Below are 12909 nucleotides of genomic sequence, written 5' to 3' on the forward strand. Positions count from 1 at the left end.
ATAATTTTAGCATATAGATAAATTAACTTTGTAAAATGACTTATCTAAATACATAGCGGAGAGTAAGCCCTCCGCTATAACATGCGTACTCTATCGAATGATTTCAAGCTCTTCTACGTCTTTCCCTAACTTTTCTAGCTGGGGACGAAGGGATTTAGCATCACCAACAACAATAATTTGATAGTCATTCGGGTCAAACCATTTTCGTGCGAGTCCATTCAACGTGTCCTTATCTACTGTTTCGACCAGCGTATTTCTCTGTTGTAGATAATCTTCATCCAAGTCATATTTTAAAATGTCACTGATGAGCTCCGCTTTTTGCGTTGGTGTTTCGTATTTCAGCGCATCTTTTTGCCCGACAGCTTGACGCATAAACGCCAGCTCTTCGTCAGTCATTCCTGATTGAGAATACTCGTTAAGCTCACTTTCCATCTCTATGATCGAGGCGACTGTCGAATCAGCACGCACTTGCGCAGTAAACACAACGGAACCCGCTTCAGGGTTACCGGAAAAGTATCCATAAGCGCCATAGGTATAACCTTTGTCTTCACGCAGATTTTGGTTGATACGGCTGTTAAAGTTACCTGATAAGTTATAGTTTGCTAACTGTCCTAAGTAGAATTCACCCGTAGCGTCGTATGGCACACCTTGACGAACCATCATTACCACACTTTGTGGCGCACCAGCTTTATCAACTAAATATACTTTTTGTGTCCCGAGTTTTGGAATCGTCTCAGGCTCATAAAGTGGTGCGGCTTCATCTTTCCAGCTCGACCAGAAACCAAGCTGTTTCTTAAGTGCTTGCTCCTCAATATCACCGACAACCACAACTTGCGCCCCTTGTGGTGTGTAGTGTTTAGAATAAAACTCGCGTACATCATCTAAGGTTAAGGCTCTCATTCCTGCTTGGGTGCCATCTTTGGGACGTGAAAAAATAGTATCGCCATATAACACTTGACGACTCGCTTGTGCGGCCATCCAGCTTGGATTTTGATGTTCATAAACTAAACCTTCTAAGGCTTGCATTTTCACACGGTCAAAATCTTCTTGTTTAAATGCTGGCGATAAAAGCATTTCTTCGACAATATCCAAGGTTGGCTCGAGGTTCTTTTCTAAAGCCGAAACGCTAATATTTGTCGTATATCCCGTGGCATCAACGGTAATGACACTCCCCAACTTATCCAACTCTGCTTGGATTTCTTCCATGCTTCGCTTGGTAGTGCCTTCTTGCAACATGGCTGCGGTTAGTTGCGCAAGACCTTCTTTGCCCTTGTCAACAAAACGCGTTCCTGCAGGCAAACTAAACTGCATCATCACGGTTGGCGTTTCACTGCTGACAGCCCCGAGCAGCTCAGAGCCATTTTCGAAATGGACATTGTACAAATCAGGCATGGTTGCTTGGACAGGTGCGCCTGTTGGAGGTTGAACCGAGCGATCAAAATTGTCGACTGCACGACGGTAAGCCAGTTGATCCTCGGTAATTTTTTTGTACTCAGGTAAGGTTCTCTTAGGAGTCACAAAGGTGGCAGGCCGTACGGCTAAGTCGGTTTTCCCCGTTGGAACAACACTCAACGTGACTTTCGGCTGATCTTGAATGAACTCACTATACACTCTCTTAACCGACTCGGGGGTGACGGCTCTAATTTGCTCTAGCTGCTTTTCGATTCGGTCAGGCTCACCAAAAAATGTTTCATTTGATGCCAATTGCGTAACTTTACCCTTCACACTCTCCAAAGCAAAAATAGCATCGGCTTCTACTTTACCGGTAAGTTGCTCAAGACGCTGTTTTGATACGCCAGTGTTGGCAAAGTTTTGTAGCGACTTCTGGAGCTCAGTGTACAGTTTTGACAAATCACCTTTATCACCCGAGTCGCCCATTGCATAAACATAAAATGTGCAAGCAAGCTCTGCACAATCATGAAACGACCCAGCATCTACCGCTTTCTGCGTTTTGACTAAGTCTTGATAAAGAACGCTGTTTGTCCCCGCACCGAGTATGCTAGACAGCGTATCAAGCGATGCTTGGCTTTCTTCACCACTGTACGTCGTTGGCCAAGCAACCATGACCATTGGCTGCTGAATGCGATCTTCTAAGGTAATGTATTTACTCTCTTTTAGCTGAGCTGGTTGTTTCTCAGCATTTTCTACGGCTGGCCCACGCGGTATCGAGCCGAAATATTTGTTCACCCAAGTCAGTGTCTGATCAACATCCAGATCGCCACCAATCGTCAATGTCGCATTATTCGGTCCGTACCAGCGTAAGAAGAATGCTTTAAGATCGTTGACATCAACACGGTCTAAATCTTCTACATAACCAATGGTTTGCCATGAATAAGGATGGCCTTCTGGATACAAGGCTTCTCCCATACGTTCCCATATAAGTCCGTATGGACGGTTGTCGTATCGTTGTGCACGTTCGTTTTTTACCGTCGAACGTTGGATCTCAAACTTGCGTTGTGAAACGGCATCGAGCAAAAAGCCCATGCGATCCGATTCCAACCACAACATTTTTTCTAATTGATTAGCAGGCACGGTTTCAAAATAGTTAGTACGGTCTCGGTTAGTCGTGCCATTTAATGTGCCACCAGCCTCAGTAATTATTTTAAAATGTTGTTGATCACCAACGTTTTCCGAACCCTGGAACATCATATGCTCAAAGAAGTGGGCAAAACCGGATTTGCCGATTTCTTCACGTGCAGATCCAACGTGATAAGTGACATCAACATGAACTAAAGGATCCGAATCTTCCGGTGCGAGAATAACCGTTAAACCGTTATCAAGTTGGTATTTTTGATACGGAATCTTAACTTTACCTTCTTCTGCTTTTGACGACTCGACAAACGTCACCCCGTCAGGCAATGATGAAACAGAGGCATTTGTTGCACAGCCCGTGATCACGAAAAGTGAGCACGCACCAACCCAAAACATTCTCATGTACTTTCCTTAAAATAATCCGAGATAAATAACAGCCAACAGGCTGTAACGAGCGGCCTTTCCAAAGAATATTAGAATGACACACGGCAAGAGGTTCATCCGTAACCAACCTGCCGCCAAACACAGTGGATCACCAATGACAGGTAACCAACTGAAAAATAATCCCCAGTAGCCATATTTTGCTAACCACTTCAAAGCGGTATTGCCATGCTTTTCATTTTGAGCTTTGTTCGGTAGCCATAACCCAAGCCAGTAATTGGTCAGACCGCCTAAGGTATTTCCGATGGTAGCAACAAGAACCACAGTAGAGACGGTGAACTGATTGAGAGAGAGTGTCGCGACTAAACTGGCTTCTGAGCCTCCGGGTAACAAGGTCGCACTAAGAAACCCCGTCATAAAAAGCACCCACAGCGCAGAATCAGAAAACCACAGCGCAATTTGTTCAAAATTGGAATGAAATACTTCTAGCATTTCATATCAAGCAATACCTTGCCTCTGGTTCTGCCAGACTCGACTTGTTGGTGAGCAGCGACAACATCACTCATTGGGTAAATATGTTGAACTTCGGTTTTGAGCAAGCCAACACTCACCATGTACAATAAGGTATCAAGCTGTTCGCTATCTGGCGCCACTAACATCCCCGTCGCTTCAAACCCTAACAATTTAGCTTTTTCACAAATCATTTCCGCAGTAATTGTTGGTACGGTCACCACTCTAGCGTGGTCTTTCAAACACTTGAGAGCATCTAATGCCGCATCTCCACCGACCAAATCAATCAAAACATCCACATCTTCAACACGTTCTGACACTGGTGCAAATTGATAGTTCACCGCATGAGCGCCAAGCGTGGCGAGATAGTCTAAATTTCGCTCACTGCAGGTTGTAAACACTTCCGCTTTTGCTGCCACGGCAATTTGTACGGCAAGGTGCCCAACCCCTCCAGCACCAGCAAGAATTAAAACACGATCATTTTCTTTAACATTCGCTTTGGTTAGCGCTTGAGCCGCGGTTTGTCCAGCAAGAGGAAGTACTGCCGCCGCTTCTAACGTTACGGATTGAGGAACGTGATTCAATTCCGTTTCTGGCACACAGACATATTGGCTATATCCTCCTCCCTTCACAGGAAAGCCAATAAAACCCGCCACCTGATCACCAACGCTAAAACGAGACGTTTCATCTCCGCACGACACCACCTTTCCGGAAATATCATATCCCGGAACCCAAGGCAGTTTATCTTTGTTTTGTTCAGCCGCCCAACCGAGCCCAGCACGGGTTTTTACATCAATAGGATTCACACCAGAAAAAGCGACTTTGACGAGTACCTCTCCCGGTGCTGGTGATGGTGTTGGGGCAGTGTGAGTAGCCAATACATTAGCGTCACCAAACTCAGTGATAACGATTTGTTTGTGTTCCATAAACCATTCCCGTAGTGATAAAAAAAGGGATGCCAGAGCATCCCTTTGACTATAAACCATTTTGTTTGATGACGTGAATTGCTGCAGTGTAAATTGTTGATAGATATACTACTCAGCAATACTGCGTTACATTTTTACACCAATCACAGTAAATAAGTGATCAGAAATAGCGTAGGAAAAAGGCAACGACGTTATCGAGTATTTTAACAAGCTAGAATGACAAGTTATTTACGACGATTGGTATTACCCCACCAATGCGAGAAGAATACCCGCAGCCACCGCAGAGCCAAGTACACCAGCTACGTTTGGTCCCATGGCGTGCATCAACAAGAAGTTTTGCGGATTAGCTTGCAAACCTACTTTGTTCACGACACGTGCTGCCATCGGCACGGCAGAAACCCCTGCTGCGCCAATCAATGGATTAATATCTTCATCGGATAGCTTATTAAGCAGTTTCGCCATCAAAACCCCTGCTGCGGTACCGATACTGAACGCAACCGCACCAAGCGCTAAGATACCGAGTGTTTCTAAGTTTAAAAACTTGTCAGCTTGTAACTTAGAGCCAACACCTAAACCTAAGAAGATGGTCACGATATTGATCAGTTCGTTCTGAGCGGTTTTTGATAAACGATCCACCACGCCAGCTTCACGCATCAAATTACCCAAACAGAACATCCCGACAAGTGGTGTCGCCGAAGGTAAGAAAAGAATGGTCATCACCAAAACAGCAAGTGGGAAGATAACTTTCTCCCATTTACCTACATGTCTTAGCTGAGCCATTTTTATCTCACGCTCTTGTTGAGAAGTGAGTGCCTTCATGATTGGTGGCTGAATAATCGGAACCAGTGCCATGTAGCTGTATGCGGCAACGGCAATAGCACCAAGTAAATCTGGCGACAGTTTGCTGGCTAAGAAAATGGCGGTTGGGCCATCCGCACCACCAATAATCGCGATGGACGATGCGTCTGCCATGGAAAACTCCATGCCCGGAACATAGTTCAGCAAGATCGCCCCAAACAACGTGGCAAAAATACCAAACTGAGCAGCCGCACCTAGCCACAATGTTTTGGGGTTAGCAATCAGCGCACCGAAGTCCGTCATTGCACCCACTCCCATAAAGATCAACAGTGGGAATACACCCGACTCAATCCCGACATGGTAAACGTAATACAGCAAACCACCAGGCTCAGTAAACCCAGCATTAGGAATGTTGGCTAAGATAGCACCAAAGCCGATCGGCAATAGCAGTAGTGGTTCAAAACCTTTGCGGATCGCTAAAAACAACAGTAAGCAGCCAACCAACATCATACAGATTTGGCCAAACTCAAAGTTAGCGATCCCTGTTTCTGACCATAAGGTCATCAATCCGTCCATGGTGCTCCCTTACGCCAAGCTCAGAAGAGGCATACCGACAGTCACAGCATCACCTTCTTTCACATTTAACTCCTGAACCGTACCGTTGCGGGCAGCACGAACTTCGGTTTCCATCTTCATTGCTTCGAGGATCAGCAGGACATCCCCCTCAGCCACTTCAGCGCCAGGCTGAACGTTGACTTTGAATATGTTCCCCGCCAAAGGAGCAGGCACCGCCTCAGCAGAAGATGCCGTCGCTGGAACAACAGGTGTCGCCGTATTGGCAGATGATGCTGGCACGACAGACGTTAACTCGCCTTGTGGGCCAACTTCGACATTAAACACTTGCCCATCTACGCGCACACTGTATGCCTCGACACCACCAGTAGATGCTTGAGCAACTGAAGCCGGTGTTGGCGTCGCACTTTCCAACGTCGGTGCTGGTTCAAATGCATCTGGGTTGCTGCGGTTCTTCAAGAACTTCAATCCAACTTGCGGGAACAAAGCATACGTCAATACGTCGTCCACTTGCTCATTCGCCAGCTTAATGCCTTCAGATTTTGCTTTCTCCAGCAAATCGACAGAGAGCGTTTCCATTTCAGGTTCGAGCAAATCTGCAGGACGGCAAGTAATTGGTTCCTTGCCATCAAGTACTTTCGCTTGCAGTTCAGCATTCAATGCTGCTGGTGCAACGCCGTATTCGCCTTTTAGTAACCCTGCGGTTTCTTTAGTAATGCTCTTGTAACGTTCACCAGTCAGCACGTTGATAACCGCTTGAGTACCGACAATTTGCGATGTTGGAGTAACCAGTGGAATAAAGCCTAAGTCTTCACGAACGCGAGGAATTTCTTCAAGCACCTCGTCAATACGGTCCGCTGCACCTTGTTCTTTCAGCTGGCCTTCCATGTTAGTCAGCATACCACCCGGAACTTGTGCGATAAGGATTCGTGAATCCACGCCTTTTAATTGACCTTCCCACTTCGCGTACTTTTTCCGCACTTCACGGAAGTAAGCCGCTATCGGCTCAATTTGCTCCAACTTCAAGTTGGTATCACGCTCAGTACCTTGCAACATAGCCACGACCGTTTCCGTTGGCGTATGACCGTACGTACAGCTCATGGAAGAAATAGCCGTATCGAGAATATCAATACCCGCTTCTACCGCTTTAACAGCGGTTGCTGTCGACAGCCCCGTGGTGGCGTGACAGTGCAGTGCCAATGGCACATCACAAGACGCTTTTATACGTGTGATCAACTCTTCCGCTTCATACGGTTTTAATAGACCCGACATATCTTTGATACACAAAGAGTGACAGCCAAGATCTTCTAAACGTTTTGCTAAATCAACCCAAGTGTCTGCGTTATGCACAGGACTGGTCGTATAGGACAAGGTACCTTGTGCGTGCGCACCAACATCGATCGTTGACTTCACCGCTTTTTCGAAATTTCGAACGTCATTCATCGCATCAAAGATACGAAAAACATCCATGCCATTCGCATGAGCACGCTCGACAAATTTTTCTACTACGTCATCAGCATAGTGGCGGTATCCTAAAAGGTTTTGACCACGCAGTAACATTTGCATTGGTGTATTTGGCATCGCTTTTTTAAGCGCACGTAAACGCTCCCAAGGATCTTCTCCAAGAAAACGAATACACGAGTCAAACGTTGCTCCTCCCCAAGTTTCTAGGGACCAATAACCAACCTTATCCAATTCAGCCGCAATAGGCAGCATATCTTCGATACGCATTCGCGTAGCAAACAATGATTGATGGGCGTCACGAAGTACCACATCCGTTATCGCTAGTGGTTTAGACATACTCTTAAACTCCTTTTTAATCCTTAACTCGGCTACTTCGCGACTGATCGGCGATGTTGATGAATCGCAGACGATATCGCTGCCACAACTTGTGGACTAACAGCTGAAGAGGTTGATTGAATATTCGTATTTTTAGTTGTTTTTAGTGCTGCGATCGGCTCAAGTACTTCTTCTGGTACCAGTTTGGACATTAGCCGAACGAGATAAACAAGAATAGTGAGGAAAATAAACACGACCGCCATCCCCGTTACCATCAGGGTGGCCGCATTTACTAGCAGGCTTCCTATATCTGTCATGTTGCTTCCTTTCTTTGTCATCCTGACAACATTCAGGACTTCAATTGTGTCAAATCCCGACTAGTGGATTATCTCGACTGGTCAAATTTTGTCAATTTTGTTTAAGGAAGGTTTATCATAAACGAGAAAAATGATTATTTATTCACTAGGCAGATCACAATTTAGGAAGAAACTGCTGGATCAGTAAACTTCGGACGTGCGGGACCACCAAAGCCTGCCAAACAACCTTATGGGCTTAGACTCGCTAACTGAGAACAATTAAAACATCACGACTTGCGCATACCCAGTTGAGCACTCAAGCCACTGTTAGTACGAACTAACTTCATGGCATCATGCCGAGAATGGACATCCAGTTTTTTGTACAGTTTATAGATGTGACTTTTGACCGTACTTTCAGACACAAAGAGCTTAGATGCAATTTGTTGATTAGTGATGCCGTGCGCAATCAGCGACAATATTTGTCTTTCACGACTGGTCAGGGAGTCTTGTTGGCAATCTAAAGCAACGTCAGCATGACGATAATTGTTGACCAGTTTTTCTAGGTACTTTCTCGGCAGCCAAAGCCCCCCACTCAACACATATTCAACACTTTCGCGAATATCTTTTATGGGTGCGTTTCGTAGTAAAACACCTTTAAGCAACTTCCAACTCAACAGTTCTACTTGCACCCCGGAGGTGGGCACATTATGAATAATTAAAGGCCAACCAAACAAATCGAAGTCAGGCAATTTAAATTGCGTTTTACATTGCTGCATAAGATCATAATCCATAAATACCAAATCCACACTGACCTCATTGCTATGGTAAATGAGTTCCCCTGGTAAGTAGGTTTTGACCTCTACATCCGTTATAGATGATAGCTGTTCCTCAATGAGTCTACTTTGGAGGTTATCTTCAGCAAGCAAGAACACGTTCCTGGTTCCCATAGTTTCCACCACTATGATTGAGCACTTCACCTCGACCGCTTTTCTGAGTGAATGGCAACGATTTCTGTTATTCAAAATTTCGATTAGCAACAGAGAGGAATATAGCACCTAGAGATGAGAACGTGACTATCAACTATGAGACAGAAAGACTAAAAAGTACGACGAACTTTCTCTCTCCCATAGACCAATTCCGACTTTTCTATTAAGCAACTCATTGCTTTTACGACTTAACCCATCAAATATTCGGCCAAACTCCAACTTTTAACCTAAAAACGGAATGACAAGTAAGACTACAAAAATCATACACAGTAAGCCTATATATTACATTAATTTCATACTTTCATAGCACCAAGAAGAAACGCTAATTTAACCTAATGATTACAAATGGCTTTATTTATGAGTCAACACCTAAAACGTCCAGTAGGCGCTCAAAATCCTACCAGGAAAGATGGCACGCCCCATAACACCTAAATAATTTTTCTATACTCTCATCGCTTGCCCAACTGCAAGCTGTAACAAAAAAGCCATACATCTTTTTAACATGAATGAGACAATGGAGTAATCATTATGACTCTGAATAAAACAGGACTTGCTATCGCCGTTTCAGCACTTCTCTTCAGTGGTGCAACACTCGCTTTTAACGGTGTCGATGATGGGAATGGAAATGCGCAATGGGATGAAAGTGCGAATACCACCACTAACACTCTTGGCGTGAATGACAGCTTCCAAGACAACAGTGATAACAGCACCAATGCGGCACTAGGAATCAATGATAGTTTCAAAGACAACAGTGACAACAGTACTAATGCGTCATTGGGTGTGGATGATAGTTTCAATGACAGTAGCGACAACAGCACTAATACCACCACTAACACCACCAGCACCAGTAACACCAGCTCTAGCAATGAACTGGGGATCGGTATTGCGGACAGCTTTAACGACAATAGCGACAACAGTAACCACAGCGATAACAGTGATAACAGTGACAACAGCGTTTCGCTAGGTCTTTCCGATAGCTTTAATGACAATAGCGATAACAGTACTTACAACAGTAATTCAAGTACGAACGACAGCTATAACCAAGTACACACTGACATGGAAATGGTCGTAGCCAGTTCCGAACTCATGGGTAGTGCAGCAGGCTTGGTGGTTTATTCAACCAATGCTGAAGAGACGAATGTCGATGTCGCCAATATCAACAGCCTAGACGGTATGGATGGGGTCGCTGGTATTACAACTGTCGGTCAGATCGCTGGTTCGAACTCTCTTGTTCAACAATCTATCGTAACCAATGCAAACCTATTTACGAGCGAATAATCAATCTTTGGAGGAAGCGATGCGTTTGGCACTCTGTACTTTGAGTATGATCGTTGCCTGCTCAGCATTCGCTGATGAGATTGTCTTATCTGACGAAGAAGTTAGCTTGGATATTATGAATGAATCAAGAGGAGGACAGAACGTGGAACTCGACTTGATTTATGCCGATTCAGATATCCATGGTATTTCGTCAGATAATATCGCGTCGAATACGGTGAGCGGAAACAATATCCTATCGCCAGGTGCCTTTGCCGAGAGTTCAGGACTATCGAGCGTTATTCAAAATACTGGGAATAACGTTCTCATTCAGAACTCAACTGTGGTTAACCTGACACTCAAGTAACTATATATGAAACTGTGGCATAACCTCATTTGGCTGGTGCTATGCATATCAGCATCAGCCAACTCATTAGAGTTTCTCCCTCATCGAGGGCACTACTCTGTGCCGGTAAAAAGTTATAAAGAGATAGTGTTTGGTGATGTTTATCGTCAACAGTATGACTTTAGCTGCGGATCGGCTGCGTTAGCGTCTTTATTAACCTATCACTACGATACTCACTCGTTAGAACAGAATATTTTCAAGGTGATGTATCAGCAGGGAGACAAAAAGAAAATTAAGGAAAAAGGGTTTTCATTACTTGATATGAAACACTATTTAGCCTCAGTCGGATTTAACTCCGATGGGTTTCAAATTGGATTAGAAAAAATCCGAGAAGTGGGCGTTCCCGGGATCACACTAGTGAATTTTGACGGGTATATGCACTTTGTTGTTATCAGAGGCATGAATAGTCACTCGGTCATTTTAGGTGATCCATCAAGAGGCACAATGGTCATGACATTAGATACTTTCAAAAAATACTATCAAGGTATCGTGCTGCTCATACGTAACGAGGCAAAAATAGGACGCGCAAGTTTTATTACCGATGACAAGTTTGCCATCTACCAACGTTCACCGCTGGAGAGTGGAGTACCAAGAGACTCCCTAGGTGTGTTTAGCATTACACTCCCCATTTCAGGTGAAAACTAACTTCAACTGAATAGGTGTAAGTATGTTTTTTAAAAATATGTTTTTTAAAAGTATATTACTCGTGTGCTGTATCGCATTGCCCGCTGTAAACGCTAGCGCCAATAACAATGTGATTGTTAACCGTCTGGAACCCATTTCTGATAATTTACTTGCGCAATACAGAGGCGGGTTTAGAGTCAATGATGAATACGTCATTAACATCGGTCTGAGCATCACCACGACCATTAATGGCGAAGATATTTTCAATTCAAATATTGCGAACTTAATCATCAAGAACGGTAACTTAACCAACATTCACTCAGACAACGATCCAAACAGCCCCAATAGTGCGCCACTAGATCAAGGCATTGTAAATATCGTCCAATTGGGTGAAGGTAATATTATTGGAGACAATATCAATCCCCCCTCTTCTCTTACTTCGCAACAACCCGACATCACAAGTTCTGAGTTTATCAATTCGAGTATCATTAATATCATTCAAAACACCACCGACAATAATGTTATCGGGCTTAGTACACTGGTAGACATTGATGCCCAGGTGAATGGCGTCATAAAACAAATTCAAGCAAACCAACAGCTCCAAGATGCCCTGCTGAATCACCTTCAGTAATTCAGCCCCAAGCGGTAACAACGCGATATCCCACATAGAGCTCAGCACAAACAGTGCAGTAGTAACCCAAATATTAGAAGTTAACCGGTACTCGCACTGTTAATTGGAAATCAGGCGCGTCTTCCGTCAGGCCAGCTTGAGCACTGACGTTGACAGATGAACGCGCACTAAATGCGTAATTAATGCCAAAATTCAGCGTGTCCAACTGCAGCAGTTTGGCATCATCCGCAGTACGACCATCGATTTTACTTTTGAGAATCGTCTTGTGATTTAAACCTAAAGAAAAAGATAAATCAGGATTAACCGCAAACCCCATTCCACCAGCAAGTGAAATGGTGTCGCCTAAATCAACATCGGCTTTGGTGTCCGCTACTGTGACATTGTCTTCAAGGTTATATATATAACTGATATTGGCGAACAGTACCGCCGGGTCGGTGGGATGAATCATTGAAATACTGGGTTCAACACTCCAAAAGCCAGAGCCTGTAGGTACATCACTAAAAGAGTTACTGCCATTGGCTAAAGATACGTCATACGGTGAACGCCCCGTGTCCGACTTGACTCGCAAGCCAGCAATCCAGTACGGAGCAGACTCGAAGTTTATTTGATGCCTAAGCGCTAATTCGACATCACCGATGCCTCCCCCATCAATGGTGGTATTCACAACCGGTCTACTGGCTCCATCCTGAATAGGGCGTGTTGCGATTTGATCGTTGCGGTAAACATAGGGTAAGCGCAGCTCTAACTCTGTCGCATTGGTGAGGCCATAGCGAGCAGTAAGCCCAACAGTGATCGTGGTTCTATCTGCATCACTGACTTCAATGCGCCCAACTATCAAGGTTGGTAAGATGGTATAGCCTACCACGGAGACTTTGTTGGAAGAATTTTGTGTGTAGCTTAAGGACGTATCAAATGACCACTCTCCTTGAGGTGTTAAAACGCCTGGGCGATCTAATACATCACTCACCGATTGTGCTCTTTGCGGAATATCATCCCCTTCAGCTCCATAAACAACCGGAGCTATACAGATAGCACTTAATGCGCTTGCGATCAGAGTATGCCGTAACATCATAACCTCATTTCCTGTGGCGATTATAAATGCTTAGGTCATATTCGGGTGTTAATCAATAGATACTAATAATAAATCACTTGCATAGGAGCAAGCGCACATAAAGGAATGAAAATAGTGAAGCGGAAAAGCGAGAAAGTATAA

At 44.5% G+C, this 12909-nt stretch carries 12 protein-coding genes; 4 read left to right on the forward strand and 8 right to left on the reverse strand.

All coding sequences use genetic code 11. The annotated features are described in order from the left end of the window. Nucleotides 1-90: 90 nt before the first annotated feature. From ONE56_RS10735 to ONE56_RS10765, 7 genes are all read right to left on the reverse strand, one after another. On the reverse strand, nt 91-2934 hold the full coding sequence (locus tag ONE56_RS10735) for a M16 family metallopeptidase (protein WP_423839852.1): 2844 nt from the start codon (nt 2932-2934) through the stop codon (nt 91-93). A 9-nt stretch (nt 2935-2943) separates the two neighbouring features. Continuing rightward, on the reverse strand, nt 2944-3405 hold the full coding sequence (locus ONE56_RS10740) for a YqaA family protein (RefSeq protein WP_331438481.1): 462 nt from the start codon (nt 3403-3405) through the stop codon (nt 2944-2946). After that, complete coding sequence (locus tag ONE56_RS10745) at nt 3399-4349, reverse strand: NADP-dependent oxidoreductase (RefSeq protein WP_423839853.1); 951 nt, start codon at nt 4347-4349, stop codon at nt 3399-3401. Before ONE56_RS10745 ends, ONE56_RS10740 begins: the two co-directional genes overlap by 7 nt. A gap of 243 nt (nt 4350-4592) precedes the next feature. After that, nucleotides 4593-5723, reverse strand: a complete 1131-nt coding sequence (locus ONE56_RS10750) for a sodium ion-translocating decarboxylase subunit beta (RefSeq protein ID WP_041155637.1) — start codon at nt 5721-5723, stop codon at nt 4593-4595. Between the two features lie 9 nt (nt 5724-5732). Beyond that, the gene (gene oadA / locus ONE56_RS10755; RefSeq protein WP_415679480.1) at nt 5733-7520 is read right to left on the reverse strand and encodes a sodium-extruding oxaloacetate decarboxylase subunit alpha; all 1788 of its coding nucleotides are present in this window, start codon (nt 7518-7520) and stop codon (nt 5733-5735) included. A 32-nt stretch (nt 7521-7552) separates the two neighbouring features. Then, on the reverse strand, nt 7553-7816 hold the full coding sequence (locus ONE56_RS10760) for an oxaloacetate decarboxylase subunit gamma (protein ID WP_041155638.1): 264 nt from the start codon (nt 7814-7816) through the stop codon (nt 7553-7555). 266 nt (nt 7817-8082) lie between these two features. Further along, complete coding sequence (locus ONE56_RS10765; protein WP_423839854.1) at nt 8083-8742, reverse strand: LuxR C-terminal-related transcriptional regulator; 660 nt, start codon at nt 8740-8742, stop codon at nt 8083-8085. Between the two features lie 567 nt (nt 8743-9309). On the opposite strand from ONE56_RS10765, the gene ONE56_RS10770 reads away from it, so the two are divergent. From ONE56_RS10770 to ONE56_RS10785, 4 genes are read left to right on the forward strand one after another with little or no spacing between them, the layout of a single operon-like run. Further along, nucleotides 9310-10059, forward strand: coding sequence for a dentin sialophosphoprotein (locus ONE56_RS10770; RefSeq protein WP_423839855.1), 750 nt, complete (start codon nt 9310-9312; stop codon nt 10057-10059). Between the two features lie 19 nt (nt 10060-10078). After that, nucleotides 10079-10402 carry a carbon storage regulator gene (locus ONE56_RS10775; RefSeq protein ID WP_423839856.1) on the forward strand — a complete coding sequence of 108 codons (324 nt, stop codon included), beginning with the start codon at nt 10079-10081 and terminating at the stop codon, nt 10400-10402. A 6-nt stretch (nt 10403-10408) separates the two neighbouring features. Then, on the forward strand, nt 10409-11086 hold the full coding sequence (locus ONE56_RS10780) for a C39 family peptidase (protein WP_423839857.1): 678 nt from the start codon (nt 10409-10411) through the stop codon (nt 11084-11086). Between the two features lie 22 nt (nt 11087-11108). Then, a complete protein-coding gene (locus ONE56_RS10785; RefSeq protein ID WP_423839858.1) occupies nt 11109-11696 on the forward strand; it encodes a hypothetical protein in 588 nt (195 codons plus the stop codon). 73 nt (nt 11697-11769) lie between these two features. Here the strand turns inward: ONE56_RS10785 and ONE56_RS10790 are convergent, their stop codons facing one another. Then, nucleotides 11770-12765, reverse strand: coding sequence for a transporter (locus tag ONE56_RS10790; protein ID WP_423840508.1), 996 nt, complete (start codon nt 12763-12765; stop codon nt 11770-11772). Nucleotides 12766-12909: the final 144 nt, after the last annotated feature.

This window comes from Vibrio mytili (assembly GCF_049563345.1).
Classification (GTDB): Bacteria; Pseudomonadota; Gammaproteobacteria; order Enterobacterales; family Vibrionaceae; genus Vibrio; species Vibrio mytili.

Excerpts from the sequence above, each read along its gene's own strand:
- ONE56_RS10790 (WP_423840508.1), bottom strand. The coding sequence starts at position 12,765 with ATGTTACGGCATACTCTGATCGCAAGCGCATTAAGTGCTATCTGTATA.
- oadA (WP_415679480.1), bottom strand. The coding sequence starts at position 7,520 with ATGTCTAAACCACTAGCGATAACGGATGTGGTACTTCGTGACGCCCAT.
- ONE56_RS10745 (WP_423839853.1), bottom strand. The coding sequence starts at position 4,349 with ATGGAACACAAACAAATCGTTATCACTGAGTTTGGTGACGCTAATGTA.
- ONE56_RS10740 (WP_331438481.1), bottom strand. The coding sequence starts at position 3,405 with ATGCTAGAAGTATTTCATTCCAATTTTGAACAAATTGCGCTGTGGTTT.
- ONE56_RS10785 (WP_423839858.1), top strand. The coding sequence starts at position 11,109 with ATGTTTTTTAAAAATATGTTTTTTAAAAGTATATTACTCGTGTGCTGT.
- ONE56_RS10770 (WP_423839855.1), top strand. The coding sequence starts at position 9,310 with ATGACTCTGAATAAAACAGGACTTGCTATCGCCGTTTCAGCACTTCTC.
- ONE56_RS10775 (WP_423839856.1), top strand. The coding sequence starts at position 10,079 with ATGCGTTTGGCACTCTGTACTTTGAGTATGATCGTTGCCTGCTCAGCA.
- ONE56_RS10735 (WP_423839852.1), bottom strand. The coding sequence starts at position 2,934 with ATGAGAATGTTTTGGGTTGGTGCGTGCTCACTTTTCGTGATCACGGGC.
- ONE56_RS10765 (WP_423839854.1), bottom strand. The coding sequence starts at position 8,742 with ATGGGAACCAGGAACGTGTTCTTGCTTGCTGAAGATAACCTCCAAAGT.
- ONE56_RS10760 (WP_041155638.1), bottom strand. The coding sequence starts at position 7,816 with ATGACAGATATAGGAAGCCTGCTAGTAAATGCGGCCACCCTGATGGTA.
- ONE56_RS10780 (WP_423839857.1), top strand. The coding sequence starts at position 10,409 with ATGAAACTGTGGCATAACCTCATTTGGCTGGTGCTATGCATATCAGCA.
- ONE56_RS10750 (WP_041155637.1), bottom strand. The coding sequence starts at position 5,723 with ATGGACGGATTGATGACCTTATGGTCAGAAACAGGGATCGCTAACTTT.